We start from the raw sequence: 25769 nt of genomic DNA, 5'->3' as shown, positions 1-25769 counted from the left end.
GGAAAAGTTATTTTTGATCCATGTCATCAATATTGTATATACATGAAAATCCCGAGAGTAATAATGGGAAATACTTTGGATTGCAAGTTGGAAGGGAAATACGTTCCTCTAAACCGAGGTGTATGGAAGGTAAAGGTTTATTGGGGTTTTTGGCAATGGGGTTTGATAAGGATAACAATTTTATAATCTGACCGCAGTAACTATGAGTCCCATTTTTGATTGGATTTTTGCCCAGTACCAAGATACTCCCACCCTTTTGATAATTTTGGAAATGGTAGGAGTATTTTTCGGGTTTTTAAGTGTTTGGTACTCCATGCGTGAGAATATATTGGTTTTCCCTACGGGTATCATTAGTACGGGGCTGTTCGTATACATTCTTTTTATTTTTGGGTTATTGGGAGATATGCTGATCAATGCTTATTATTTCGCCATGAGTGTCTACGGATGGTATGTATGGACAAGAAAGGTAGATGAGACCCATTTTATTCCTATTACAACAACGACAGCCAAGGAGAAAAAATGGACAGTTGTTTTATTCGGTTCAACTATTTTATTCGTTGTTTTGGTATACCTAGTATTTGATAAGTTGGATAGCTGGACAGCTTATGTGGATACTTTCACCACTGCCGTGTTCTTTATAGGAATGTGGCTCATGGCTAAGAAAAAACTTGAAAATTGGGTATATTGGATCATTGGCGATGTAATATCGGTTCCACTATATCTTTATAAAGGACTTATATTTACATCTCTGCAATATTTATTGTTCACTATTATTGCCATTTTCGGATACCTTGCATGGAAGAAAAATTTAAACAAGAGCCCTCAAGTATTATTAAAGTAGTATTGTTTGGTCCGGAATCTACTGGGAAAACAACTTTGTCCCAGGAATTGGCCAAGCATTACAATACCGCGTGGGTACCTGAATATGCCCGTGAATACCTTCAGGATAAATGGGATAAGGAAGGTAAAACCTGTGAGCCAAAAGATTTGTTGCCCATAGCTGAAGGACAGATGAAATTGGAAAATTCCCTTACCAAAAAGGCCAATGAAATTTTAATATGCGATACGGATCTTTTGGAAACCAAAGTTTATTCCGAAGCCTATTATTTGGGATATTGCGATCCGGTTTTGGAGGAATACGCCTTGAGGAATAGTTACGATCTCTATTTTCTGACCTATATAGACATTCCGTGGGAAAAGGACGATTTAAGGGATAAGCCAAATGACCGTGAACGAATGTTTCTTTATTTCAAGGATACATTGGAAAAATATAACAGGAATTTTATTATCTTAAAGGGTGATAAAAAAACAAGGCTAATAACGGCCCAGAACTACATTAACCAACTACTAAGAAAATAATGGAATTAACGGAAGCAGACAAAAAACAATTAGAAAAGAAGGGTATTTCTAAAGAGAAAGTTCTTGGTCAAATTGAGACATTTAAGGAGGGTATTCCTTTCGTGAGATTGGAAAAGGCCGCGGTAGTATCCGATGGAATTTCTAAATTTTCCGAGGCAGAGGAGCAAAAGCTTATTCAAAAATTTGAGGATGCAAAGAAGAAGATTTCACTTCTGAAATTTGTGCCGGCTTCGGGTGCTGCATCCCGAATGTTCAAGGCTATGTTCAATTTTTTGGATACCTATGATCCCAAAGCCGAAAAGTTCGAGGCCTATTTGGATAGGACTAAGGATAAGGACGTTAAAACCTTTTTTGATGGGTATAAGAAATTTGCCTTTTATGAACTTATTCAAAAAAGGATAGCGGGAAAAACTAGCTCCAAGGATGAGGAAAAGTACCTTTTTGTAAAGGAGATGTTATTGCCGGAAGGCTTGGATTTCGGATTTTACCCAAAAGGTCTTTTGCCCTTTCATGATTATGGCAAATATAGCGCTACGCCTTTTGAGGAACATTTAAAGGAGGCTGTTGCCTATGCGCAGGTGAATAATGAGGCAAATTTACATTTTACCATATCTGAGCAGCATGGAGAAATGTTCAACAAGGAATTCAAGACAGCAGGGGAACGTGTGGCAAAGGACACTAAAACCTCCTTTACGGTAAACTATTCCTTTCAGAAACCATCAACGGACACTATCGCAGTAACATTGGACAATAAACCGTTCCGAAATACCGATGGTTCCCTGTTGTTCAGACCGGCAGGACACGGGTCATTGATAGAGAACCTTAACGAACAGGATGCTGACATTATTTTTATAAAAAATATCGATAATGTGGTGGTTCCAAGATTTTCCGACGATGTTGCCAGAAGCAAAAAGATCTTGGCCGGACTGTTGTTGGAATTACAAAGCAAGGCATTTGAATATGCCAAGGTTTTGGACGGGGATAGTTTAACTTCCGAATTATTGGAAACTATAAAATCGTTTTTGGAAAAGGATTTAAATGTCCGATTCTCAGATAAATTCGGTGGCTTTAGTATAGGACAGCAAATAGAAATATTAAAGGATAAGATCAACCGTCCCATTCGAATATGTGGTATGGTGAAGAATGAAGGCGAACCTGGAGGTGGTCCGTTTTGGATTAGGGATGCCCATGATCATATTTCACTGCAAATCATAGAATCTGCACAAGTCGATATGGATAATCCAGCCCAGCTCGAAATCTTAAAAAACTCTACCCATTTTAATCCGGTAGATTTGGTCTGTGGGGTTAGAAATTATCAGGGAGAGAAATTTAATCTACTCAATTTTGTGGATGCCAAACAGGGTTTTATTACACAAAAGACCAAAGAAGGTAAGGATCTTAAAGCTTTGGAGCTACCGGGTCTATGGAACGGTGCCATGGCCTTTTGGAATACCATATTTGTAGAGGTTCCCTTGGTGACCTTCAATCCAGTAAAAACAGTAAACGACCTACTGAAACCTGCCCATCAGGTAAAATAGATTTGCGATAATCATTTTGGATCATCTTCCGCTTTTTGTCCGGTTGTTTTTCCATTATAAACACATAAAGCAGATATCGTACCCAAAAAGTGTATAAAAATTATACACTTTTTGCGGTACTATACATATTTATACATACCTTATAGATAGTAAAAATTATTTAAACATTTGAATATCAGTATATTGAAGATGTAATCGTGTTAATGTTTATGTTGGCACAATTTTCCTTCTATGTTCTGTGAGAAAAAAAATAGTATTCACACAAAATATTAGAGATATGAAAAATGATATGAAAAGTTTGGTTTTCGCCACAGCATTGGCAATGGGTAGTTTAAGTCCAGTTTTGGCGACCCCTCCTATTTTTCACGATGGAATTATGGAAGTAATTATTGCACAGGATTTTACCGAAATAGACCTTGATAAATTGCCCGAAACTATTTCAAAAGCTTTGGAGAAAGATCATGCCGGTGCCGTTATTAACAAGGCATATGTAAATGAGGAAGCCGAATATAAGTTGGAGGTTACTTTTGCCGATGGAACGAATTCCGAATTGTACGCCGATGCTGAAGGCAACTGGATAGACATGTAATACATTGGTCAAGTGAGTTATAAAAGTTATTTGAATTAGCAGGGCTGCCGTTTGGTGGCCCTTTTGTTTTTTCATGGGAATTAGTCCCAATTCCATTATTGGGATCTTGGTAAGCGAGGGGAACAACTATACTGCTTATGACCCTATTCACAGGTTTTCTGGTTGGTGTTTTGGTCCTGGAATAAGGGAATGTTGTGTAATTTTAACACAATCCAAACGTTGAATACCCATTATTACACAGTTCCAGTACAATAACAAATATTATTTAAATCATTGAAAATCAATTAAATAAATACTTAAATTGAGTTCGGTATCGTTTTTTCATAGGTAATGGTAATAATTATTAAAATTAGGATCATGAGAAAACTATTTTTTGGAATTGCCTTATCAATAACAAGTTTAACCGCCTGTGCACAGGAGAACAAAGTAGTAAAGGGGGCGGTTACGGAAATGAGCGTTGCCCAAGATAAGTTCTCGGAAATAGGGGCAGCAGAATTGCCCGAAGCAGTGACCAAGGCAATAAACACCTATTACCCTTCTGCGGTTATCAATAAAGCATATGTAAACAATTCCCAACAGTTCAGGTTGGATATAATTTTGAAGGAAGGGAATAGTGGTACTATATATGCCGATAAAGACGGGGATTGGATAGAAAGATAAGATGTGTATATATTAATATTATTGGTATGCCCAATGATAATGGGATCGTTTAAACGATCCCATTTTTTGTTTTTGCTATTTCTAATGCGAAGTAATGATGCCCAACTAAATAGTATAATCATTATTATGGCGGCTTTTATTACTTAAAAATTAAGTAAGCTGGAATCTGTCTTTGAAATATTAATGGGATTCAAAGTATGGAGTGTTTAGTTTTTACCCATTAAATGGGTTTGATACACAAAAATACACAGTTCAATTTTTTACATACGTTTTGTAACCCATACGTTTACAGCGAGTTATGCTCATAATGGGTGTTATTTGAATTTTGGTATCATATTTTCAATAGATATAACAAGTTTAACTATTAAAATGAAAATCATGAAAAAATTATTTTTTGTAGCAGTATTATCATTCGGAAGTCTAACCGCATTTGCCCAAGGTGAAGATGTAGCCCTAGAAACTACTCAAACCGCAATAGCTCAGGACGACTTCTCTGAAATAGAAACAAGTGATTTGCCAGAAGCGGTTTCAACAGCGGTTTCAACTGACTATCCTTCCGGTAGTATCAGCAAGGCTTATGTGAATAAGCAAGAGCAATATAAGTTGGAAGTAACCTTGGAGGACGGTACTACAGGTACTTTGTATGCCGATAAAGACGGTAATTGGATAGAACTATAGTAAAACTTGAATTATTTGTTTTGTATCAAGTTGGTTTGGTAAGAGGGGGATTGTTTTATACAATCCCCCTCTTTTTTTATGAAAATTTTTAAAGGCAACTAACTTTCTTATGGTATTTTTACTATCTATAGAAAATTGTAATAGAAAGGTATGCCCAAACTCCTTATCATTGAAGATGACGCCGCTTTTTGTCAAATGCTTCAAAAGTTTTTGATTAGAAACGGTTACGATGTCGAAGTTAGTTTTACGGCTCAGGATGCCAAAACCAAATTCAAGGCAACCACCTATAATCTGGTATTGACAGATTTGCGTCTCCCCAATTATGATGGGCTGCAATTGTTGTCTGATATAAAGGAAGTAAACCCAAAGACCCAGGTTATTGTAATGACGGGTTATGCTGAGGTAGGTTCTGCCGTGGAAGCCATGAAAAAAGGTGCCTACGACTATATTTCCAAACCTTTTACTCCTGAGGAAATTTTAATGCAGATCAAGAGTGCCTTAAACCAAGAGGCCGATAGGCAATTGGTTAGAGGGACACAGGAAAGCCATGAGTTTAAAAATACGGTAGTTGAGCCCCAGGACAATAGGGTTGTTATTGGAATAAGTGAGGCTTCCAAAAAATTACACGAGTATATTAAGCTGGTGGCCCCAACGGACATGTCCGTTTTAATTACCGGGGAAAGTGGTACAGGGAAAGAGGTAACGGCAAGGGCAATACACGATAATAGTAAGCGGAAAGAACACAGTTTTGTGGCTGTAGATTGCGGGGCCATTCCCAAGGAAATTGCCACGAGTGAATTTTTTGGACATGTTAAGGGTAGTTTTACCGGAGCCGTGGAGGACAAGAAGGGGCATTTTGAAGCAGCCAATGGGGGTACCCTGTTTTTGGACGAAATTGGGAACCTTTCTTATGAAAACCAAATACAGTTATTAAGGGCCTTACAGGAAAGGAAAATTAAAAGAGTGGGTAGCAACAAGGAGATAGAGGTAGATATTCGAATTGTAACCGCCACAAACGAAGACCTTACAGAGGCTCTTGAAAACGGTAGTTTTAGGGAAGATCTTTTTCATAGGATCAACGAATTTTCTGTGGAAATTCCGTCCTTGGAGGAACGCTTTGAAGACCTGCCACTTTTCGCGGACTTCTTTTTGCGAAAGGCCAACCGATCCTTAGGGAAAAATGTAGAGGGTTTTTCAGAAGATGTAAAAGATATATTTAGGCAATATCATTGGCCCGGAAATCTACGGGAATTGCAGAACGTTATTAAAAGGGCCGTATTGTTGACCAGTGGGAATACGGTGGAGAAGGAAGCTCTGCCCAAAGAAGTATATAGAAGTAAGGAAAGCAATGTTAATGTCGATAACTTTTCCAAAGCCGATTATGAGAAGGAACAAATCGTTAAGGCCTTAAAACAATCAAATTTTAATAAGTCCAAAGCGGCCAAATTGCTGCAGATTACCAGGAAAACGCTATACAACAAAATTAATCACTATAATTTGGACTTGTAGCCAAATACGATTTAATTGCCAGGATCAAAACAGTAGACTTGTTTTGGAGGTCCCTATACGTTTGTTTTAAAACCTTAGGTTCCCATTGGTCTATTTCCAAAATCTCCATTTGTTCTAGAATAGGAACTATTTCCTTACTATTTAATTGACGGAACATGGGGAGCATTCTGTGAGACACAACATTCACTTGTTTAATGTCCAAGTCATCTACAGCCACTTTCAATTTTTCCATATTGGTTTTGGTGTCGGTAATAAAGGTTTGCAGAACATCGGCTATACCCTCTTCATCATCGCCTAAAAACGAGGAAATAACGCCAAGGTGGAATAGGTTGGAACCGGAGGTGATGAGAGGTTTCGTTTTACTTTCGGCTTCTTCATGAACTGCCTGTGGGAATAAGTTGGTCAATACTTCCAGGAACATATCTTTGGTAAAAGGCTTCTGTAGGATATCCGAAAAACCTGCTTCCATATACTGCTCTCTTTTTAAATCCTTTCGCCCGGTCATGGCTACTATGGGTTGCCCGGCATAATGGGAATAGGTGCCGCTCTGCAGTTTGCCCAACACTTCAAAACCAGTAATATTGGGCATTTGTATATCGGTCAATACCAAGTTGTACTCCAGTGTCCCTGTTTTTAAAACCTCATAAAAATTATTGTAGGTATGGGAAGAGAGTCCTAAATGCTGACAAACTTCCTTAAGTAGTTTTAACATAGCAGGGTCATCATCTATGATCAGGAGGGACAACTCAATTTTTGGGCTAATTTCTATTTTCTTGGGAGAATTCAATGGTTTTTTTGATATCTCCAATGGAATTTCAACCGTAAATGTACTGCCTTTGTTTTCCTCGCTTAGGAGACTAATTTTTCCGCCTAAGAGTTCGGTGAGTTTTTTGGAAATGGTAAGGCCCAGTCCATAACCGCCATATTTTTTGTCCATATGGTCCTCCGCCTGGGTAAACTCCTTAAAAATATGCTCTTGTTTTTCTTTTTTAATACCTATGCCAGAATCTGTTACCTGAATTGAGGTTAGGTAGTTGCCTTTGTCCCCACCTATTACTTTGGCTTCAACTTTTATGAAACCTTCGTCGGTAAATTTATAGGCGTTGCCGATGAGGTTGGTCAAAATTTGTCTAATCCTAAAAGGATCTCCCAAAACGGGATGATCCAATTGCCTGTCTATTTTTAGCTGGAGATCTATAGGTTTCGTTAAATGTATTTCCTTAAGGTTTTCAGCAGTTTCCCGAATAAGATCGGAAAGAATAAATGCCGTCTGGTCTATCTTGATTTTACCTGCCTCCAATTTGGAAAAATCCAATAGATCGTTCACTAGGCTATCCACATATTTTGATGCGGATTTTACATTCTTTAAATAGGATACCTGCTTGCCCGAGAGCCCTGTGTTTTCCATTAGTTCGGAATAACCTGTAATAGTGTTCAATGGCGTTCGCAGGTCATGGCTAACCGTAGAAATTAATTGTTCCCGACTTCTTAAAAGGGATTCGGAAAATTTCTTTTCTTTCTCCAGCTGCTGTCTGTACAATTGTACCTTCCAATAATCTTTGGTAATCAAAAAAGTAAAGAGACCCACAATGGCTATGCCCAGCAAGCTGGCAAAACCGGCCACACGTAAGCTTCTTTTTAGGGCAGTTTGTTTTTTTAGGTTGTCATTGTAGGACTTTGTTATTACTTCCTGTTCAAAGGCAGAAATAATACTTCGTAGCTGTTGGGAAATTTCCAGATCGGCCCTGCTTAATTGCAATTCTTTCTGTGCTACAGATCGCAAGGCCTTGGTATTGCTCTGTTTGGCCTCTGCCAAAAGCGATTTGGAAACCGTTAAAACAGAATCTACTCGTTGGGAAACAGGAATGTTACTGGTGTCTTTGGGGACGTTTTCACTTAGGTATTCTGCCCATTTTTTTAAGGTATTCTGTGCATCGGGAGGTAAGTCCGAATAATTGGGATTAAGGCTTTCAGGAGTAATTTTTCCAAGGGATTCCTCAATTTTACTAAATTCCTTTAGGGCATTGTCTATAGAATTGTTGGTTTCGCTTTTTCTTTTTAATCGAAGTAGTTCATTGCTATTGAATACCTTTTTTTTAAGAAGTCCCTGCACGCTATCCAACATTTCCTTTTGATAGTCATTAACCGTGAGTAGCTTAAGGGAGTCTATGGTGATAAAAATGGAATCTATCTTTTGGGCATAGGCCGTAAAACTTTTTGGAGTCTTTTTTTGGAGTGCCAGTTTGGAAAGACTTTCCGCCTCATAAAGTTCGGTTAGCAGGGAGCCTGTTTTTAGTAATTTGGCATCGTTTTCCGTTGCTGTGTCTGTAGATACAAATACCTTTATTTCCGAAAATATAAAATAGGCCACGACTAGGGTCAAAATCCCAAGCATTAGGTAGCTGAACATTATTTTAAAGGTGAATTTGTTCTTAGTCTTGTTCATTAATAATTCCAGTTTTTATGGCTGTTATTCTAATTTACGTATTTCAAGGCCCAATGGTCTATAAATTATAGTTAATTATTTATTGCTTTTTATTATGATATTAGAATGGGCGTATGTAAATTTGCGCCCGTCTCAAAGGGGTGCTTGTTAGGTCAGGCTGAGATTATACCCAAGGAACCTGGGCAGGTAATGCTGCCAAGGGATGCGAAAATCGCGTTTTGGAATTTCCAACGTTTTATTTTCGATACAATTTTGTAATCGGAAAAAAACAAAAATCAATTTTTAACAAGAATAATAGCCCCTTTTATTCGTAACAAATGTATTACGGATGAAAACTATGTTCACAACCGTCGCTATCGTAGTGACTACGCTTTTAGCGATTGGCCAAGAGAAACCCAAAGATTCTTTGGAAGGAAAAGAAATTGCCTTGGATGAGGTATTGGTATCCGCCGTTAGGGTTACCAAGCAATCTCCGGTAACCTTTACCAACCTCACCAAAGAACAGATCAAACCCAGAAATTTAGGGCAGGATATTCCTATTCTAATGAATTTTCTTCCAGCCGTGGTTACCACTTCCGATGCCGGTGCAGGTGTTGGCTACACAGGTATCCGGGTTCGTGGAAGTGATGGTACACGCGTAAACGTTACCATTAACGGGATTCCCTACAACGATGCCGAATCGCATGGTTCGTTTTGGGTAAACATGCCCGATTTTGCCTCTTCCACAGAAAGTTTGCAACTGCAACGTGGGGTGGGAACATCAACAAATGGATCGGGAGCCTTTGGAGCCAGTTTAAATTTGTTGACCGATGCCGTTTCTGACGAGGCTTTTGGTCAGATTTCGTCTTCCATAGGTAGTTTTGGAACACTTAGGAACAATTTAAAGTTTAGTACCGGATTGTTGAACGATCATGTGGAAATTGCCGGGCGCTTGTCCCGAATTACCTCTGACGGCTACATTGACAGGGCTTCTTCCGAATTGGATTCCTATTTTTTACAAGGATCCTATGTGGATGACAATACCTTGGTGAAAGCATTGCTCTTTGGTGGGCATGAAATAACCTATCAGGCTTGGAACGGAATAGATGCCGAAACCTTGGAATCTGACAGGACTTTCAATTCCGCGGGAATCTATACCGATGAAAATGGAAATACCCAGTTTTATGACCACGAAGTGGATAATTATAGGCAGAATCATTTTCAATTGCATTGGAACGAACAAATTGCGGATAATTGGAATACCAACCTGGCATTCCATTTTACGAAAGGAAGAGGTTTTTTTGAACAATATAGGGAAGACGATGACTTTAGTACCTATGGAATTGAGCCAATAATGGTAGATGGGGAAGTAGTGGATGCAACCGATCTAATACGCAGACGCTGGCTGGTAAATGATTTTTACGGAACCACTTTTTCCGCAAATTATGATAAAGAGAGTTTGAACTTAATTCTTGGAGGAGGTTGGAACAAATATGAAGGAAGCCATTTTGGTGAAATTATTTGGGCCCGTTTTTCCAACAATAGGGATTATGAGGATAGATATTATGATGACAGTTCCGTTAAAACGGACCTAAACCTTTTTGCCAAGGCCAATTACAAGTTTAACGACCAATGGAGTGCCTATGGTGATATACAGTATAGGACCATTGGTTATGAGGCCAATGGGGAAGACACAGGGCTCGTTGATGATACCTTTAATTTTTTCAACCCCAAGATTGGGATTACCTATGATCTCAATATAAATAATAATTTTTACCTCTCCTATGCCAGGGCCAATCGTGAACCCAACAGAAATGATTATGAAAACGGTAGCCCCAAGCCCGAAAAGTTGAACGATTATGAGTTGGGATGGCGCTATATTTCTCCAGATGTACAATTGAATACCAATGTGTACTTTATGGGGTATAAGGATCAATTGGTGCTCACTGGCGAATTAAATGATGTTGGAGCCCCTTTACGTGCCAACGTTGGGGACAGTTACCGTTTAGGTTTGGAAGTAGACGCTACCATAGCCTTGGGAAATCGGTTTAAAATACGTCCCAATGTGGCCTTGAGCAGAAACAGAAACAAGGATTTTGTGTTTCAAAGGAATGGCGAACTGCAAGAATTGGGGGATACCCATATTTCCTTTTCACCAGATATTATTGTAGGAAACGTTTTAACCTATCAGCCTAAGGAAAATGTCCAATTAAGCTTGTTGACCAAGTTTGTTGGAGAACAATATATGGGTAATATAGATTCCGAAGGATCTAAGTTGGATTCCTATTCTCAAACCGATTTTAATGTGCAATACGAAATAAACACCAGCGGTTTTGTTAAGAGCATAGTTTTATCTGGATTGGTCAATAACATATTCGATTCCTTATATGTGTCCAATGGATACTTTTATACCTTTGATGATGATTATTCAGTTCCCGGAACCGTTACCACCTATGAAGGAGCTGGTTATTATCCGCAGGCAGGAATTAATTTCCTTCTTGGGGCATCTATCAGTTTTTAGGAGGCCATTCTGTTAAATTGCAAAACTTTAAAACCCCTATGTTTGCTTATTCAGCTAACGTTGGGGTTTGTTTTTATATTCCTTTTTATAATAGAACTATACCGTTTAAGAGAACTAATTCTTCGGAAGAAGATTATACATTTTCTGGCACTATATACGGATATCGGTACTTTCTGGTAAGCATTAGATCGGCTTCTTCATTATTAATAAATTTTTCGAACTCTCCATTAAATTTTAAAGTTTCCCCTACACGGTAAGCTATATTGGCAATCAAGGGAAGAACGGTGGACATATGCCCTGTCTCTATATCGCAATTTAAAACATGATGGCTTCCTGAACGCACCCCGTCTATAAAATTTCCATAATGGCCCTTGCTGTCAGGAGCGGTCAAAAAGGAGGTATCGCCTCCAACGGCAGCGCTACCGGCCATTTCAGAACCTGCAAAGGGTTCTGTTTCCTTTCCTCGGTACGCTTTCCAGGTAGAGCCGTTTACTTCCATCCAACCTTCCGTTCCGTAAAACATATTACCAATCTTAATGCCCAAATTGGCCTCATGGTTGGTATATCTGCCGCGGGTTTCAAATTCCAATATTTTTCCATCCTCATATTCAAAAACCGAAGTTTGGGTGTTTGGTGTTTCTTGTGAACATTCCTGGGGTGTAAATCCAAAAATACCTCCCATAGATTGCACTTTAACAGGGTGTACTTTTTTGTTGAGACCCCATCTGGCGATATCAAATTGATGTGGCCCTTGGTTGCCGGTGTCACCATTGCCGGTGTCCCAGTGCCAATGCCAATTATAGTGCCCCTTTTTTTCATTATAAGGCCTATAGGATGCCGGACCCAGCCAAAGATCGTAGTTCAAAGTTGATGGTGATACGCTGTCTGGGGAAATTCCGAAGGAATCCCTAGGTTTAAAACAGGTGCCTCGGGATAAAAATACCTCTCCAATGCCCCCACGATGCAAGAAATCCATGGCCTGCATTATATTGCTTATGGATCTGTTTTGAAACCCTACCTGTACCACTCGATTATATTTTCGTGCAGCCTCTACCATTTTTCTTCCTTCCCAAACGTTATGGGAGCTAGGTTTTTCAACATACACGTGTTTTCCTGCCTGGCAGGCCCATATGGTGGCCAGTGCGTGCCAATGATTGGGAACTGCTACTACTACGGCGTCTATTTCCTTGTCCTCAAATACACGGCGCATATCTTCCTCCGTGCCTGGTTTGTTGCCTTTTTGGTTTTTGGTGGCAGTTTGTACGTTTTCACTCAAAACAGCGGAATCAACATCACAAACAGTTTTAATTCGCACTCCATCATCGTACATCTCGGAAAAATTTTCCAACAAATTACTTCCACGACCCCCAACGCCAATTGATCCCAGAACCACGCGGTCATTGGCACCTAGAATATTTCCGTATGATTTAGCTGAAAAGGCAGATGCACCAACAACAAATCCGGTACTGGCAAGGGTGGTTTTTTTAATAAAGTCTCTTCTATGGTCCATAAATTAAGTTTTATTAATAGAATTTGGGATTTTGATTTAATAGGACTTGTAGCAATTTATTGGCCTGAGAATTTATCAAATTCTGCATCAAGTTCGGACTTTTCCAAATTCTTACTGGCCACTACAATCCGATGTTTAAAGGTTACATCCTCTCCTGGGTTTAGGGTGAGGTTCAGGGATTCCTTACCATCACTAAAGACTTCCTGTCCTAGGGGATTGGCAGCAAAAAGGCCATAGCCCCGAGTATGCCAATAGGTAGGATAACCGGCATTGGCAGTATGGTCCAATATTGCCAAGGAAATTTTTTCGTCACCAATGGTGGATCTTAAATTCACCCAATTGGATCTTTTTCCCCAACAGTCGTTCCCTTCAATATTCTCGCTATTAATGTAATTGCCATTTACGCCTTCATTGTTTAGGACAGGGACACCGGTAGGAATTCCATTGGAATCGGTAAAAATATCGGGCTTGTCGGAAGGGTGCTCCAATTCGCGTGTAACCCTTATGCCCAGAACACCTTCCTTGTTATCCTTAAAAAGTACTTTTTCGTTGGGAGCGGAAAGGTTGGTGATTCGATCTATGGAATATTTATCGTGATCGCCTCTAAAAATAAAAGTGGTGTTTTCCTTTAACAACACCTTTCCTTCGTTCGATATCCAATCCATGGTTACTTTTAGGCTACCTTCCTCATTGCCGTCTTCCACGCCCAATATTTCCTTGTGAATAATGGTGCCATAACTTCCTCTCTTTTCAACCTGAATGGAATCTGAATTGTTCCAAAAATCCAAGCCGTTTACATCACCGTAATTAAACCAGACACCTACGTGATGCGGATGGTCCACCCTTTCTCCCGTGGAGGGTTCCAGAGGATATTTTCTGGTAATCTTGGTGCCCTTTGGGGTAATGAGAGGGTAGAGAACAGGTTTTTTAATATTGCTAGGATAGATATAGGAGGTAAAAAGATTACCGTCAATAAATACATCTACCTTTCTCTCTTGATCGTTACGAACCAGTTTTATTCTTTTTTCCGTAAGGGGTAGTATGTTGGTCTCCACTGTTTTATCTGCTTTGGCCTGCTTGCAGGATACCATAAAGAGTAGGGCTATAAAAGTGCTTAAACCCGATTTAAGAAGTAAATTTGCTGTATTCATTCTGGTTGATCGAAATTGTATTGAATTAATTTGTTCCAAGAGCTAATAATTCCACTACATTTTTCCAATTTTGATGTTTCGGAAGCTAACGGTCATCTCGGTGTTAGGGTGTAGTTGTAAGCCTATAGGTCCCGTTTTAACATAACTGTCGGAAGTGTAGCTCATAACATGTTTGCTGTTGAGCCAAACTTCGTAATATCCGGCAATGGCAATCACTTTTATGGTATTCCAGTCGTTGGGCTTTAGGATGTCTTTGACGTTTTGGGCTTCTACGGGATACTTTTTTCCTACAATGTAGGGCGAGCCGGTCATATCGCGCTTTAAAGAGCCCGAAATACCCATCTGTATCTGTTCTTTGTCGTTTCTGAGGAAAATCCCCGTATCTACCGTTCCTTCGTCATATCTGAAGTCGGTTTCAATTACAAAATCGGTATATTCCTTGTCGGTCCATAAAATAGATCCCTTTTTATCAGGTCCGCTTTTGGCACGTAATATGCCGTTTTCCACGGACCACCAAATATTGTTTTCAGGAACAATCCATCCTTTGAGATTTTTTCCGTTAAAGGCACTTTTAAGTACAGGCTCTTGTGCAAACATGTTTAACGTAATAAAATTAACCAAAAGAAACGTACAAATAATTTTAGCTTTCATGTATATAAGGTTTTAACGGTGATACTCTAAATAGGAATGTGGTCAATGATTAATAAAAACAGTTCTTAAATTAATGGGCAGTACATTAAGTTATTGTTAATACCGTATCGTTTTTTTATAAAACTATTTAAAAACTATGTCATTTTCCAATTTTAATTGCCAAAATTTGAGGATAAGTTTGGTATTGGTAAAATACCATTAAGAAGAGTTAAGAATTGTGAAGTTGGGCATGGTCTTTCAATAAAAAAGGAAAGGAGCTAAGCTGCATATCAGATGATTAAGTTTTTATTTTTCAAGATTCAAATAGATGGACACTTCTGTTCTTTTCAACTTTAATAATTTGGGTAATATTTCAGGGGGTTAAGAAGAATCCTAAATTTTGGGGTATTTTATTCATTTTATAACCGTTATTTTTGTGACTCAAGTAGATAGCCAAAACCTTTAAATTATATATAATGAACAATACTAGTTACAAGAAACCACTGCGATGGGGCATAATTGGTTGTGGAGCGGTTACTGAGGTAAAAAGCGGGCCACCTTATCAGCAGACCAAAGATTTTCAATTGATAGCTGTTATGAGAAGGGATAAAGATAAGGCGGAGGACTATGCCAAAAGACATGGTGTCCCCAAATTTTATTCCAACGCTGAGGATTTGATATCGGATCCAGAGGTAGATGCCGTTTATATTGCCACTCCACCGGATACCCATAAACAGTATGCCTTAATGGTGGCCAAGGTGGGCAAACCTTGTTGTGTGGAGAAACCCATGGCTCCAAGCTATGCGGACAGCCTGGAGATGTACAATGCTTTTAAGGAAAGAAATTTGCCGCTTTTTGTAGCTTATTATAGGCGCTCCTTGCCTAGGTTTCTAAAAATTAAGGAATGGATGGATACTGGTGAGATTGGGGACGTGAGACATATCCGATGGCATCTGTCCAAGCCCCCAAGTGCTGAAGATCTTGAAAAAACATACAATTGGAGGACTGATGGTGAAATTGCACCAGGAGGTTATTTTGATGATTTGGCAAGCCATGGGTTGGACTTGTTTTCGTTTTATCTTGGGGAAATCGAAAATGTCTTTGGGGTAAGCACCAACCAACAAGGACTATATACTGCAAAAGATGCCATTGCGGCTTGTTGGATATACAAAAATGGAGTTACTGGGGAGGGCAGTTGGAATTTTGGAACCTCGGAAAGAGTGGATAAGGTGGAAATTATTGGAAGTACGGGTAAAATATCCTTTCCGGTTTTTGATGAAGGGGAAATTACCCTAAGCAATGAAAATGGAGTTCAAAATCTTTTTATTGATCATCCAAAACACGTGCAGCAGTTTCATGTGGAAAACATACGGGCACATTTGTTGGAAAACAGGGAGCATCCTTCAACAGGAAAATCGGGATTGCATACCAGTTGGATAATGGACAAAATCTTAGGACAGATCTAAGGGTTGCTAATTGGAGATGATTACGGAATTGCCACTGTAGGTGGCACGGTAAAATAGTAGGTCGTGATATCGCTTGCCGTCGTCCGGTCTTTCCAAAAGTTGTCCGGTAAACAAACTGTATTCATAGCCTTCACAGGAGCAGGTAACCAATTGTCCATTTAAAGACATGGTGGAACAGTCATTTGGGGCATGGTTGGGGCAGCTTGCCTCCCAGGCCATGAAGGTGTTAAATCCTGTATTGATGACAAATGCACCTCGGGTGCCTACTGCCGCGTTTCCCACGTATACGGCGCTGCCTGTATTGGTCAAAGCGCTATATGATGGTAGGTTCAAATTAAGATCAAACCTAAAGCTAATTTCCTGAAGGTAAGGGTTTCTATTGGTGGTGTTCTTGTCGCAGGACAATAAAAAAAAGAAAAGTAATATTGCCAATATGCGTTTCATACCTCTATGCCTATTTAAATAACTTAAGCAAAATTGAACAAAATTTATGTATATTTGTCTTAAATCCTCTTTAAAAAAAGAGGATTTTCCTATTTAATTAATGTAGAACTTATGAGTAAGGTATCTTATTATACAGCAGAGGGGCTAAAAAAATTGAGGGATGAGCTTAATTATCTAAAGGATGTTGAGCGTCCAAGGGCTTCACAAGCCATAGGTGAAGCTAGGGATAAAGGGGATTTGTCTGAAAATGCCGAGTATGATGCCGCCAAAGAGGCACAAGGTTTATTGGAGATGAAAATTTCCAAGATGGAAGAGACTTTGGCCAATGCTAGGTTAATAGATGAATCGCAACTGGACACCTCCAAAGTGTTGGTATTGTCTACCGTTAAATTGAAAAACTTAAATAACGGAATGGAAATGAAATACACCCTTGTGGCAGAAAGTGAAGCTGATCTAAAAACGGCAAAAATTTCTGTGAGTTCCCCGATAGGTAAGGGACTTTTGGGTAAGAAAGTAGGGGAAACCGCAGAAATCACCGTTCCCAACGGAACATTGAAATTTGAAATTTTGGAAATCTCCAGATAGATTGTTTTGAAAATATGATGGGCCTCAATTGATGAATTCAATTGAGGCCTTTTTTTTTAGGCAGTTGTATTGGCTTTCATGAATGATATCAATACTGTTTAATCATACAAAATAGCTGTTTAAAGGTGGGTTTTAAGATATTTGTACTATCTTTTATTTTGATTTAAGATCAGCAATATGTCATCAATATTTACTAGAATTATAAACGGTGAGATTCCGTCCTATAAAATTGCCGAGGACGATAATTATTATGCCTTTTTGGATATTAATCCCAATGCCCCTGGGCATACCCTATGTGTCCCTAAAAAAGAGGTGGACAAACTTTTGGACCTGGACGAGGAAACTTATTTGGGGCTTATGGCCTTTTCCAGGAAAATAGGCTTGGCCATAGAAGCTAGTGTGCCGTGTAATAGGGTAGGGCTAACCGTAATTGGCCTCGAGGTTCCCCATGTACACGTACATTTAATTCCGTTAAATGGAATGAGGGATGCCACTTTTCAGCATAAGGCTAAACTGACGCCTAAGGATTTTACGGAGATAGCGGATAAAATCAAGTCCAATATTAAATAATCCCTTCCACGACAATATAAACCCCAGCGGCAACAACGATTATAAGCAAAAGTGTTAAAACATAAAACAGTGTGGTAAATCGTATGGAGACGCGGTCCGGTGCAATCATTTTTTGGTAGTAATCATATACGCGTTCTATATCCTCTGTCCAGGTTACCGGATAGATCATGGAATTGCATTTTTTGCATTTAATTTCATGGGTGATATCCTTAGTGGTCCTGTCATAAAGTTTGCCATAGGTATGCCTTTGATAAAAGGTCAACTTTAATTCCTGATTAAAGCATTCGGGACAATTGTTCGTTAAATCCGCCTCCTTAATTACAACTAATTTCTCCTTTGCCATCACCTTAATTTTTAACTTTAAATGTAATTTGCATTATGGTACCGTCCTTTGTGGAGGTCAGTACTTTAATTTTGCCTTTGTGGTATTCTTCCACAATTCTTTTTACCAAGGAAAGGCCTAGACCCCATCCCCTTTTTTTAGAAGTGACCCCTGGATTAAATATCGTCTGAAAATTCTTTTTTGGTATACCGCTGCCTGTGTCTGAAATTAAGACCTTTACCCAATTTCCATTGGGTACTATTTCAATGGCAATACTGCCTTTGCCCCTCATGGCATCTATACCGTTCTTTACCAAGTTTTCAATGGTCCAGTTGTACAAAGCCCTGTTTAAAAGCACTGGTACATGGTCCACTTGTGAATTAAATGAAAAATGAATGAGTTTGGAACTCCTTAATTTTAAGTAATCAAATGCACTTTTTGTTTCTTCAACAATATCGTACTCGTTGAGGATGGGTAGGGAGCCAATTTTTGAAAAACGTTCCGTTATGGTTTCCAATCGGCTAATATCCTTTTCAATTTCCTTGGTAATTTCTGGATTAATATTTTCGGCCCTCAATAGTTCGTTCCAGCCTAGCAGCGAGGAAAGGGGAGTTCCTATTTGGTGGGCTGTTTCTTTGGCCATCCCGGCCCAAAGTTTATTCTGCTCGGATGTTTTATTGGTCTTGAACAAGAAATAGATTACCGTGCCAAAGAGGAAGATGATCAACAAAAGGGCAATGGGGTAGTACTTTAACTTGGTGAGTACCTCGGAATTTCCATAATATAGGGTGGCCAGGTTTTCTCCCTTGTACTCAATGGAGATAGGTTTGTTTTCCGCCTTAAATTTGTTGATTTTTCCGTGGATAAAAGCAGTGTCCGTTTTCTGGATTCCGGGCATATTGTTCACCTTTATGGTACTGTCCTTATTGACCAGTATCATGGGAGTGGAAGTGTTGTTCTGAAAGATTTTGATATGCAGATTTCCGGGGTCGGCGTCAACGGGAAGTGACAAAAATTCAGATTGTGCCGTGGCCCAAATTTCCATTTTATGGCGTTCTTCTTCCTTAAACTTCTTGAAAAAACTGTTGGTGTTCCACAGTATTAGGCTCACAATAGCAAAGGAAGCTATTAATAACAGAAGGTTCGAAGTTTTCTTTTTAGGACTAAAATCCATCCAACTATAAAATTATACTTAAAGATAACGCAATTTGGACAAAGATATTCTATTTTGATATCTACCACTTTATTTCATTTTGCCTACATTTTATGTACCTTTACCCGCTATGAAAAAAATGGTTTCCATCACTGCCTCAGAAGTGCCTACAGCTAGATTGCATGGGTATTTGTTGGGTGCCATTGGACCAAGACCCATTGCTTTTGCCAGTACCATTGATGGTAGGAATAGGCCTAATTTATCACCTTTTAGTTTTTTTAATGTCTTTAGTTCCAATCCGCCTATTTTAATATTTTCTCCTTCCCGTAGGGTGAGGGATAATAGCACAAAACACACCTTGGAGAACGTGCTAAACAATATGGAGGTGGTCATTAATGTAGTGAATTATAATATGGTGCAACAAATGTCCCTGGCAAGCACGGAGTATGGGCAGGGCGAGAATGAATTTATCAAATCCGGATTAACCATGTTGGCTTCAGATTTGGTGAAGCCTTATAGGGTGGCGGAATCCCCGGTGCAGTTTGAGTGCAAGGTAGTTAAGGTAGAGCCATTGGGAAAGGAGGGCGGTGCAGGTAACCTAATCTTTTCAGAAGTGTTGAAAATACATGTAGATGCCGATATTTTGGATGAAAATGGAACCATTGATCAATATAAAATAGATCAAGTGGCGAGGATGGGGGGCAACTGGTACAGCAGGGCCAACATGGGATTGTTCGAAGTGCCCAAACCAGTTTCCAATTTGGGGATTGGCGTTGACCAAATTCCTGAACATATTAAGTTGAGCAATGTCCTTACCGGTAATGATTTGGGAATGTTGGGAAATGTAGAAAAATTGCCAACCCCGGAAGAAGTGATGCGGTACGTTGATGATAATGTGGATTTAAGATCCATATTGAGTGCAGGTGATGAAGCTTTACTCCATACTAAGGCCCAGGAGTTGCTAAAAAATAAGGATGTGCTCTCTGCATGGAAGGTTTTATTGGCTAAGATACCTGCATAGAAGTATCATCATGGGGTCTATAGGATTACTTTCTTTGGATTGAAATAAGATAAGATAATGCTTGGCATTATCTTAAGGGCTGATCCCCTAAAAACTAAGATGCGATATTTTGTTTTAGGTGTTCCTGATCAAAATGCTTAATATTGACAAAAAAAGAATACAAAGTAGAATTATATAAATAGCAAAATGGAAGTACAAGGGAAAATTAAAATGGTAGGTGAGACCCAAACATTTGGGAGCAACGGATTTAGAAAGAGGGAAGTAGTGGTGACTACGGAGGAGCAGTATCCACAACATATTATGGTAGAATTTGTACAGGATAAATGCGACCTTTTAAATAATTTTGGAGTTGGTCAAGCTGTCAAAATTAGTATTAACCTAAGAGGAAGGGAATGGGTAAACCCGCAGGGGGAGACCAAATATTTTAATTCCATCCAAGGTTGGAGAATAGAAAGTTTACAGGATGAGGCAAATGCTCCAGGGATGCCTCCTGTGCCTCCAATGGATGCTTTTGAACCAGCGGACAATATAAATGACGATGATCATGACGATTTGCCTTTTTAATTAGTGGGCAAAAATTTTATGAAGCAGAATTATGTCTTTTTTTATAGAAGGTGTAATTTCAAATAATAAGAAAACCTATTCAGTTTGTAACCGAATAGGTTTTCTTAATTTTAGGGACCATTAATTAACTTCAAAATGTTTCTCCTTAATCATCGCTTGTTGTTTCCGGATGTAGAAAAAGCCGATGAAGACGGATTATTGGCCGTAGGCGGGGATTTGTCCCCTGAGCGATTGCTTTTGGCTTATAAGAATGGGATATTTCCTTGGTTTAATGAAGATTCCATGATACTTTGGTGGAGTCCCGATCCTCGAATGGTTTTGTTTCCCGAGAAGGTGAAGATTTCGAAAAGTATGGCCCAAGTTATGAAATCCAATAAGTTTAGGATTACTTGGAATACCGAATTTGAAAAAGTAATCAATGCCTGTTCAGCAGTAATACGAAAAGGCCAGCATGGAACCTGGATTACCCCAGAAATGAAAAGTGCCTACTTAAAATTGCATCAAATGGGAATTGCAAAGTCCATTGAAGTATGGGAAAACGACCTTTTGGTAGGAGGGTTATATGGAATAGACCTTGGAAATGTATTTTGTGGAGAAAGCATGTTCAGTAGTACAAGTAATGCATCCAAATTTGCTTTTATATGCCTGGCCAAGGAGTTGCAGCAGAAGAAGTATAAACTTATAGATTGTCAGGTGTACACGGCGCACTTGGAAAGTCTTGGAGCTGAAGAAATCCCCAGAAAACAATTTATGGCAATTTTAAAAGAGTAGCTTTCGTATGCCTTTACATGACTTCAATATAGCACACGATCGTAATTGGCCGGTAAGGCCGTTGTGGTTTTAATCAAATATCCCTCCGCATTAAATATGGCAAAATAATCTTCCCTTTGATCCACCTTTTTACCGCGAAACATTACTTTGTAAGTATTACTGGGCAACATTAGATTTTGAAAGGTGTTTTTTAGGACATTCTCGGAGGACCCCAAATAGCGCTGTTGGATATATTTAATTTTTATTTTTTCGAAATTCGCATTCAATACGGAACGTATCTGGGCATAGGTATCCGTGGGGATATCAATTTCCTTTACTATAAATCCCGTATTTTGAAGAGTTCCCTTTTCGTTGTAATCTAAATGGTAATGCATTTTTCCTTTCCTGAATTTTAAGGTATAGGTAATTTTGGAGGTGTCAATCTCTCTATAATACCTTATGTTTTTGGTGTTCTCCATGGGCAAATGGTCCATGTTAATAGAAGGAAATTGCGATTTTTGAATACGGTGTTCCCGTTCCAACTTTGCTTGGGAATAGCAATTTGGGCCGAGCAGCAATAATAGCATTAAGGTTACATAGCTATACTTCATTATATCTAAAACAGTTTATTTCGTGGTCATTGACCATGCCGGTGGCCTGCATATGGGCGTAAATTACGGTGCTTCCCACAAATTTGAAACCCCGCTTTTTTAAATCTTTACTTATAATGTCGGACAATGGGGTATGTGCCGGGGCTTTTTTATAATCCTTATGATTGTTCTTAATGGGCTGGCCATTGACAAATTCCCAGATATAATTACTAAAACTTCCAAATTCCTTTTGAACGGCAATATAGGCATGGGCGTTGGTAACAGTGGCCCTTATCTTGAGTTTGTTCCTAATAATCCCGGCATCCTGCAACAAGGATTCAATTTTTGATTCCCCGTATTTAGCTATTTTGTGATAATCAAAATGATCAAAGGCCTGTCTAAAATTTTCCCTTTTTCTCAAGATGGTAATCCAGCTTAATCCCGCCTGGAAGGTTTCCAAAATCAAAAATTCGAACAGTAGGTCATCGTCCTTTAGGGGTACGCCCCATTCTTCATCGTGGTACTTTTCATAAAGTGCATCGCCCTTACACCAGCCACATCTATGTTTTTCCATTTTTAATATTCAAACTTTGTTTAAAGATAAAGAAACCTTGATTTTAATAATGGGATTTATCTACTTTTTGTTTTTGGTTTTTTTTACGGGGTTTCGTGGTAAAACTTCTTCCGGGAAGGGAAATAGGATGGTGGAATTTTTTTCTGCCGCTATATTGGATAGGGTTTGATAAAGCCTTAGTTTTATGGCGGAAGGCGATTGATCTATTAATTTTCCAGCTTCCAATAATTTACCTGCGGCCTGTTCTTCCGCAACGGCCAAGATAATTCGAGCCCTTCTGGACCTTTCCGCTTCTGCTTGGTTGGCCATCATACGCTTCATGTTTTCCGGTAATTGAATGTCCTTAATTTTTACGTCGATAATTTCAATTCCCCACTCTTTGGTTTCCAGTTCAACTATGGCCTTGATATTTTTACCCATTTCCTCTCGTTTGGACAGGATGGTATCCAGTTCCACCTTTCCACAAACATCCCTCAAAGCGGCTTGGGCCAATTGGGTAATGGCAAAACGGTATTCTTCTACTTCCAAAACGGCCTTTTCAGGATCGTTTATTTTAAAGAAGACGACACCGTCAATACTGCAGGGAACATTGTCCTCGGTCATTACCTCTTGCGAAACAATATTGATGGTGATAACGCGTATATCCACTACCTGAATGGACTCTACAATGGGAATAATCCACCTGAAACCGGGTTGTAAGGTCTTTACATACTTGCCAAACCTAAATTTTAATGCTCTTTTGTATTCGAAGACTACTCGTATTCCTGCCAATAGGAATAGTATGAGCATTATGCTGAAAATGAAAGGTGGTGCCATGATAATTGCGTTATAAAATTTGAAGTAAACTATTAAAATATTATTTGGACGGAAACGAAAACTAGTTGCATTTTACAATGGTCCATTTTTCAACATCAGAATAGAATTATAAAACTCCAATTCTGTAAAGCGCAGATACACTTAAAGTTACGAAAATTTCAAAGCAGCCAAAAATAAAAGTCAGCTTAAATTGATTTATATAATGGCAAAGATTATTTATTGGTGAAACTTTATTTTGAGAAGTCAGTAAGACGCACTTAAAATTGCAAGTTGAACTAATTCCGCCTTTTTCGGCGGGATCTAGGTTCAATACCTTTCCCCATGTGTCGATTCCTACTATTGGGTTCAGGGCTTGCCCTGAGGTTTAAAACCTTTTACTTATCTTGAAGCTGTTACTATAATATTCGTCTATGGAAAAATGATGGATAATCTTTGTATGTGCATGTTTTTTGTATAAATTTTAATTTATTCTTAAAAAGGATATTAAGTTTTTGGTTGATATAGTATATTTAAGAATTGTATTCAACCAAATACCAAACCAGTACTATGCCACTACTTATTGTTGTTCTAGGGTTATTTCTGCTCTTCTTGCTCATTGCAAAATTTAAACTTAATGCATTTATAGCATTTATAATTGTATCGCTGGCCGTGGGAATCGCGGAAGGAATGGACTTGGACCAGGTGGTAAAATCCATTGAGCACGGAATAGGCAATACCCTTGGATTCTTGGTAATGATTTTGGGATTGGGAGCCATGTTGGGCAAGCTGGTTGCAGATAGCGGGGCAGCCCAACAGATAACCACCAAGTTGGTGGCCAAATTTGGGATTAAAAATATTCAATGGGCCTTAGTACTGACCGGATTCATTGTGGGTATTCCATTGTTCTATGAGGTTGGTTTTGTAATATTGATACCCTTGATTTTTACTATTACCGCCTCAACAGGATTACCACTTTTGTATGTGGGCCTGCCCATGATAGCCTCCTTGTCGGTAACACATGGCTATCTCCCTCCTCACCCTGCCCCAACCGCCATTACCGCCATGTTCAATGCCGATATGGGAAAAACACTTTTATACGGAATTATCATAGCCATTCCGGCCATTACGGTGGCCGGACCATGGTTTTCGCGCACCATTAAAAATGTCAATGCCACTCCCCTAAAGGATTTTGTAAACCCTACCGTTTTAACAGAAGAGGAAATGCCGGGGATAAACATCAGTATTTTTACTGCCCTTCTTCCTATTATTTTAATCATGTTTTCCACTATAGCCGATCTGTTTTTTCCTAAGGATTATGCATTTATGCCTTTTGTAAACTTTCTGGGAAATCCAGTAATTGCAATGTTGATTTCTGTATTAGTGGCCATTTATACCTTGGGCTTGGCCAGGGGTAAACGTATGGCCGATATTATGGGTTCTATGTCCAGCTCAATTTCCGGGATTACCATGGTGCTTCTCATTATCGCGGGAGCAGGGGCACTAAAGGAGGTATTAATAGACAGTGGGGTAAGTTTGTACATAGCCGATAGTCTTAAGGACTCCAGTGTTTCACCATTATTGTTGGCCTGGTTTGTGGCAACGGTTATTAGGGTCTGTGTGGGTTCTGCAACGGTTGCCGGGCTTACCACTGCAGGTATAGTTATGCCACTAATAGGCGCTACAGGGGTGAGTCCGGAATTAATGGTGCTCGCTATAGGCTCCGGCAGTTTAATGCTTTCGCATGTAAACGATGGAGGGTTCTGGTTGTTCAAGGAATATTTTAACCTTTCCATTAAGGATACTTTAAAAACATGGACGGTTATGGAAACCACCGTGGGCGTAATGGGATTGATAGGAGTTATGATTTTGAGTTTATTTGTTTAATTAAAGAATCAATTATGAGTAGTTCACCCATAGAAAAAATTAAGGAATTAGGATTGGTTTTTCCTCCTGCCCCAAAACCGGCAGGGGTGTATAGGCCTATTTTGGTAGTAGATAAGTTTTTATATGTTTCAGGCCAGGGTCCAGTTCAAAACGATGGATCTTTAATGATCGGGATTGCAGGTTTTGATATGAATGCCGATGAGGCCAAATTGGCGGCTCGACAGGTTGGACTTACTATGCTTTCCACCATCATGACACATTTTGGAAGCTTGGATAAAATAAAACGGGTAGTAAAGGTCCTGGGGATGGTAAATTCCACACCAGATTTTGGAAAACAACCCTTTGTAATAAATGGCTTTAGTGAATTGATGGCCGATGTATTTGGAAAGGAAAATGGCATTGGTGTACGCAGCGCTGTTGGGATGATGCTACCCGATAATATTCCCGTTGAGGTTGAGGCGATGTTTGAGCTTTATTGATG

General features: G+C 39.2%; 26 protein-coding genes. 16 read left to right on the top strand and 10 right to left on the bottom strand.

The genetic code is table 11. The features are described from left to right. The first annotated feature begins 202 nt into the window (after nucleotides 1–202). The 7 genes from pnuC to B9Y87_RS10730 all read left to right on the top strand — a co-directional run bounded on the left by pnuC (nucleotide 203) and on the right by B9Y87_RS10730 (nucleotide 6333). On the top strand, nucleotides 203–841 hold the full coding sequence (gene pnuC / locus B9Y87_RS10760) for a nicotinamide riboside transporter PnuC (protein WP_085498907.1): 639 nt from the start codon (nucleotides 203–205) through the stop codon (nucleotides 839–841). Further along, on the top strand, nucleotides 796–1359 hold the full coding sequence (locus B9Y87_RS10755) for an AAA family ATPase (protein ID WP_085498905.1): 564 nt from the start codon (nucleotides 796–798) through the stop codon (nucleotides 1357–1359). The genes pnuC and B9Y87_RS10755 overlap by 46 nt, the downstream gene beginning before the upstream one ends. Beyond that, a complete protein-coding gene (locus tag B9Y87_RS10750) occupies nucleotides 1359–2897 on the top strand; it encodes a DUF4301 family protein (protein ID WP_139827210.1) in 1539 nt (512 codons plus the stop codon). The genes B9Y87_RS10755 and B9Y87_RS10750 overlap by 1 nt, the downstream gene beginning before the upstream one ends. A gap of 277 nt (nucleotides 2898–3174) precedes the next feature. Next, a complete protein-coding gene (locus B9Y87_RS10745; RefSeq protein WP_245808692.1) occupies nucleotides 3175–3486 on the top strand; it encodes a hypothetical protein in 312 nt (103 codons plus the stop codon). Nucleotides 3487–3843: 357 nt separating this feature from the next. Further along, entirely contained in the window at nucleotides 3844–4146 is a 303-nt protein-coding gene (locus B9Y87_RS10740; RefSeq protein ID WP_139827209.1) for a hypothetical protein, read from the top strand. A gap of 378 nt (nucleotides 4147–4524) precedes the next feature. Next, a complete protein-coding gene (locus B9Y87_RS10735; protein ID WP_085499246.1) occupies nucleotides 4525–4824 on the top strand; it encodes a hypothetical protein in 300 nt (99 codons plus the stop codon). Between the two features lie 150 nt (nucleotides 4825–4974). After that, nucleotides 4975–6333 carry a sigma-54-dependent transcriptional regulator gene (locus B9Y87_RS10730; RefSeq protein ID WP_085498898.1) on the top strand — a complete coding sequence of 453 codons (1359 nt, stop codon included), beginning with the start codon at nucleotides 4975–4977 and terminating at the stop codon, nucleotides 6331–6333. Here B9Y87_RS10730 and B9Y87_RS10725 read toward each other — a convergent pair. Continuing rightward, nucleotides 6308–8779, bottom strand: a complete 2472-nt coding sequence (locus B9Y87_RS10725) for a hybrid sensor histidine kinase/response regulator (RefSeq protein ID WP_085498896.1) — start codon at nucleotides 8777–8779, stop codon at nucleotides 6308–6310. The two genes, B9Y87_RS10730 and B9Y87_RS10725, sit on opposite strands and share 26 nt — an antisense overlap. A 328-nt stretch (nucleotides 8780–9107) precedes the next feature. Between B9Y87_RS10725 and B9Y87_RS10720 the strand changes: the two genes are divergently transcribed. Beyond that, entirely contained in the window at nucleotides 9108–11279 is a 2172-nt protein-coding gene (locus B9Y87_RS10720; protein WP_085498894.1) for a TonB-dependent receptor, read from the top strand. Between the two features lie 133 nt (nucleotides 11280–11412). On the opposite strand, the gene B9Y87_RS10715 is transcribed toward B9Y87_RS10720, so the two are convergent. Genes B9Y87_RS10715 through B9Y87_RS10705 form a run of 3 tightly spaced genes read right to left on the bottom strand, consistent with a single transcriptional unit; the run spans nucleotide 11413 to nucleotide 14591 of the window. Further along, nucleotides 11413–12789, bottom strand: a complete 1377-nt coding sequence (locus B9Y87_RS10715; RefSeq protein ID WP_085498892.1) for a Gfo/Idh/MocA family protein — start codon at nucleotides 12787–12789, stop codon at nucleotides 11413–11415. Nucleotides 12790–12845: 56 nt separating this feature from the next. Then, nucleotides 12846–13940: a DUF6807 domain-containing protein gene (locus B9Y87_RS10710; RefSeq protein WP_217807509.1), complete on the bottom strand. Its 1095-nt coding sequence runs from the start codon at nucleotides 13938–13940 to the stop codon at nucleotides 12846–12848. A gap of 54 nt (nucleotides 13941–13994) precedes the next feature. Further along, complete coding sequence (locus B9Y87_RS10705) at nucleotides 13995–14591, bottom strand: 3-keto-disaccharide hydrolase (protein ID WP_085498890.1); 597 nt, start codon at nucleotides 14589–14591, stop codon at nucleotides 13995–13997. A gap of 455 nt (nucleotides 14592–15046) precedes the next feature. On the opposite strand from B9Y87_RS10705, the gene B9Y87_RS10700 reads away from it, so the two are divergent. Then, nucleotides 15047–16036, top strand: a complete 990-nt coding sequence (locus B9Y87_RS10700; RefSeq protein WP_085498888.1) for a Gfo/Idh/MocA family protein — start codon at nucleotides 15047–15049, stop codon at nucleotides 16034–16036. A gap of 6 nt (nucleotides 16037–16042) precedes the next feature. Here B9Y87_RS10700 and B9Y87_RS10695 read toward each other — a convergent pair whose 3' ends face one another. Continuing rightward, on the bottom strand, nucleotides 16043–16480 hold the full coding sequence (locus B9Y87_RS10695) for a Rieske (2Fe-2S) protein (protein ID WP_085498886.1): 438 nt from the start codon (nucleotides 16478–16480) through the stop codon (nucleotides 16043–16045). 111 nt (nucleotides 16481–16591) lie between these two features. Between B9Y87_RS10695 and greA the strand changes: the two genes are divergently transcribed. Both greA and B9Y87_RS10685 read left to right on the top strand, forming a co-directional pair. Continuing rightward, nucleotides 16592–17065, top strand: coding sequence for a transcription elongation factor GreA (greA, locus tag B9Y87_RS10690; RefSeq protein WP_085498884.1), 474 nt, complete (start codon nucleotides 16592–16594; stop codon nucleotides 17063–17065). A 177-nt stretch (nucleotides 17066–17242) separates the two neighbouring features. Then, nucleotides 17243–17635, top strand: a complete 393-nt coding sequence (locus B9Y87_RS10685) for an HIT family protein (protein ID WP_085498882.1) — start codon at nucleotides 17243–17245, stop codon at nucleotides 17633–17635. Here B9Y87_RS10685 and B9Y87_RS10680 read toward each other — a convergent pair. Continuing rightward, nucleotides 17628–17978: a hypothetical protein gene (locus B9Y87_RS10680; protein ID WP_085498880.1), complete on the bottom strand. Its 351-nt coding sequence runs from the start codon at nucleotides 17976–17978 to the stop codon at nucleotides 17628–17630. The genes B9Y87_RS10685 and B9Y87_RS10680 overlap by 8 nt on opposite strands. 4 nt (nucleotides 17979–17982) lie before the next feature. Next, nucleotides 17983–19131, bottom strand: a complete 1149-nt coding sequence (locus B9Y87_RS10675) for a sensor histidine kinase (RefSeq protein ID WP_085498878.1) — start codon at nucleotides 19129–19131, stop codon at nucleotides 17983–17985. Between the two features lie 118 nt (nucleotides 19132–19249). On the opposite strand from B9Y87_RS10675, the gene B9Y87_RS10670 reads away from it, so the two are divergent. The 3 genes from B9Y87_RS10670 (at nucleotide 19250) to aat (ending at nucleotide 21466) form a co-directional block, all read left to right on the top strand. Further along, complete coding sequence (locus B9Y87_RS10670) at nucleotides 19250–20131, top strand: flavin reductase family protein (RefSeq protein ID WP_085499244.1); 882 nt, start codon at nucleotides 19250–19252, stop codon at nucleotides 20129–20131. A 186-nt stretch (nucleotides 20132–20317) separates the two neighbouring features. After that, nucleotides 20318–20695, top strand: a complete 378-nt coding sequence (locus B9Y87_RS10665; RefSeq protein WP_072860486.1) for a DUF3127 domain-containing protein — start codon at nucleotides 20318–20320, stop codon at nucleotides 20693–20695. A 135-nt stretch (nucleotides 20696–20830) separates the two neighbouring features. After that, the gene (gene aat / locus B9Y87_RS10660; RefSeq protein ID WP_085498875.1) at nucleotides 20831–21466 is read left to right on the top strand and encodes a leucyl/phenylalanyl-tRNA--protein transferase; all 636 of its coding nucleotides are present in this window, start codon (nucleotides 20831–20833) and stop codon (nucleotides 21464–21466) included. A gap of 23 nt (nucleotides 21467–21489) precedes the next feature. On the opposite strand, the gene B9Y87_RS10655 is transcribed toward aat, so the two are convergent. Genes B9Y87_RS10655 through B9Y87_RS10645 form a run of 3 tightly spaced genes read right to left on the bottom strand, consistent with a single transcriptional unit; the run spans nucleotide 21490 to nucleotide 23425 of the window. Then, nucleotides 21490–22056, bottom strand: coding sequence for a hypothetical protein (locus B9Y87_RS10655; protein WP_085498874.1), 567 nt, complete (start codon nucleotides 22054–22056; stop codon nucleotides 21490–21492). After that, on the bottom strand, nucleotides 22046–22609 hold the full coding sequence (locus B9Y87_RS10650) for a DNA-3-methyladenine glycosylase I (protein ID WP_085498872.1): 564 nt from the start codon (nucleotides 22607–22609) through the stop codon (nucleotides 22046–22048). The genes B9Y87_RS10655 and B9Y87_RS10650 overlap by 11 nt, the downstream gene beginning before the upstream one ends. A gap of 60 nt (nucleotides 22610–22669) precedes the next feature. Then, nucleotides 22670–23425: a slipin family protein gene (locus tag B9Y87_RS10645; protein WP_085498870.1), complete on the bottom strand. Its 756-nt coding sequence runs from the start codon at nucleotides 23423–23425 to the stop codon at nucleotides 22670–22672. Between the two features lie 546 nt (nucleotides 23426–23971). Between B9Y87_RS10645 and B9Y87_RS10640 the strand changes: the two genes are divergently transcribed. Both B9Y87_RS10640 and B9Y87_RS10635 read left to right on the top strand, forming a co-directional pair. Then, complete coding sequence (locus tag B9Y87_RS10640) at nucleotides 23972–25288, top strand: gluconate:H+ symporter (protein ID WP_085499243.1); 1317 nt, start codon at nucleotides 23972–23974, stop codon at nucleotides 25286–25288. A 14-nt stretch (nucleotides 25289–25302) separates the two neighbouring features. Continuing rightward, a complete protein-coding gene (locus tag B9Y87_RS10635) occupies nucleotides 25303–25767 on the top strand; it encodes a RidA family protein (RefSeq protein ID WP_085498868.1) in 465 nt (154 codons plus the stop codon). The last annotated feature ends 2 nt before the right edge of the window (nucleotides 25768–25769 follow it).

Origin of the sequence: Arenibacter troitsensis (assembly GCF_900177645.1) — a bacterium.
Taxonomy (GTDB): Bacteria; Bacteroidota; Bacteroidia; order Flavobacteriales; family Flavobacteriaceae; genus Arenibacter; species Arenibacter troitsensis.
This window is presented reverse-complemented; position numbering and strand designations above follow the sequence as displayed.

Coding starts and splice junctions, on each gene's coding strand:
- pnuC (WP_085498907.1), top strand. CDS start 203: ATGAGTCCCATTTTTGATTGGATTTTTGCCCAGTACCAAGATACTCCC.
- B9Y87_RS10755 (WP_085498905.1), top strand. CDS start 796: ATGGAAGAAAAATTTAAACAAGAGCCCTCAAGTATTATTAAAGTAGTA.
- B9Y87_RS10750 (WP_139827210.1), top strand. CDS start 1,359: ATGGAATTAACGGAAGCAGACAAAAAACAATTAGAAAAGAAGGGTATT.
- B9Y87_RS10745 (WP_245808692.1), top strand. CDS start 3,175: ATGAAAAATGATATGAAAAGTTTGGTTTTCGCCACAGCATTGGCAATG.
- B9Y87_RS10740 (WP_139827209.1), top strand. CDS start 3,844: ATGAGAAAACTATTTTTTGGAATTGCCTTATCAATAACAAGTTTAACC.
- B9Y87_RS10735 (WP_085499246.1), top strand. CDS start 4,525: ATGAAAAAATTATTTTTTGTAGCAGTATTATCATTCGGAAGTCTAACC.
- B9Y87_RS10730 (WP_085498898.1), top strand. CDS start 4,975: ATGCCCAAACTCCTTATCATTGAAGATGACGCCGCTTTTTGTCAAATG.
- B9Y87_RS10725 (WP_085498896.1), bottom strand. CDS start 8,779: ATGAACAAGACTAAGAACAAATTCACCTTTAAAATAATGTTCAGCTAC.
- B9Y87_RS10720 (WP_085498894.1), top strand. CDS start 9,108: ATGAAAACTATGTTCACAACCGTCGCTATCGTAGTGACTACGCTTTTA.
- B9Y87_RS10715 (WP_085498892.1), bottom strand. CDS start 12,789: ATGGACCATAGAAGAGACTTTATTAAAAAAACCACCCTTGCCAGTACC.
- B9Y87_RS10710 (WP_217807509.1), bottom strand. CDS start 13,940: ATGAATACAGCAAATTTACTTCTTAAATCGGGTTTAAGCACTTTTATA.
- B9Y87_RS10705 (WP_085498890.1), bottom strand. CDS start 14,591: ATGAAAGCTAAAATTATTTGTACGTTTCTTTTGGTTAATTTTATTACG.
- B9Y87_RS10700 (WP_085498888.1), top strand. CDS start 15,047: ATGAACAATACTAGTTACAAGAAACCACTGCGATGGGGCATAATTGGT.
- B9Y87_RS10695 (WP_085498886.1), bottom strand. CDS start 16,480: ATGAAACGCATATTGGCAATATTACTTTTCTTTTTTTTATTGTCCTGC.
- greA (WP_085498884.1), top strand. CDS start 16,592: ATGAGTAAGGTATCTTATTATACAGCAGAGGGGCTAAAAAAATTGAGG.
- B9Y87_RS10685 (WP_085498882.1), top strand. CDS start 17,243: ATGTCATCAATATTTACTAGAATTATAAACGGTGAGATTCCGTCCTAT.
- B9Y87_RS10680 (WP_085498880.1), bottom strand. CDS start 17,978: ATGGCAAAGGAGAAATTAGTTGTAATTAAGGAGGCGGATTTAACGAAC.
- B9Y87_RS10675 (WP_085498878.1), bottom strand. CDS start 19,131: ATGGATTTTAGTCCTAAAAAGAAAACTTCGAACCTTCTGTTATTAATA.
- B9Y87_RS10670 (WP_085499244.1), top strand. CDS start 19,250: ATGGTTTCCATCACTGCCTCAGAAGTGCCTACAGCTAGATTGCATGGG.
- B9Y87_RS10665 (WP_072860486.1), top strand. CDS start 20,318: ATGGAAGTACAAGGGAAAATTAAAATGGTAGGTGAGACCCAAACATTT.
- aat (WP_085498875.1), top strand. CDS start 20,831: ATGTTTCTCCTTAATCATCGCTTGTTGTTTCCGGATGTAGAAAAAGCC.
- B9Y87_RS10655 (WP_085498874.1), bottom strand. CDS start 22,056: ATGAAGTATAGCTATGTAACCTTAATGCTATTATTGCTGCTCGGCCCA.
- B9Y87_RS10650 (WP_085498872.1), bottom strand. CDS start 22,609: ATGGAAAAACATAGATGTGGCTGGTGTAAGGGCGATGCACTTTATGAA.
- B9Y87_RS10645 (WP_085498870.1), bottom strand. CDS start 23,425: ATGGCACCACCTTTCATTTTCAGCATAATGCTCATACTATTCCTATTG.
- B9Y87_RS10640 (WP_085499243.1), top strand. CDS start 23,972: ATGCCACTACTTATTGTTGTTCTAGGGTTATTTCTGCTCTTCTTGCTC.
- B9Y87_RS10635 (WP_085498868.1), top strand. CDS start 25,303: ATGAGTAGTTCACCCATAGAAAAAATTAAGGAATTAGGATTGGTTTTT.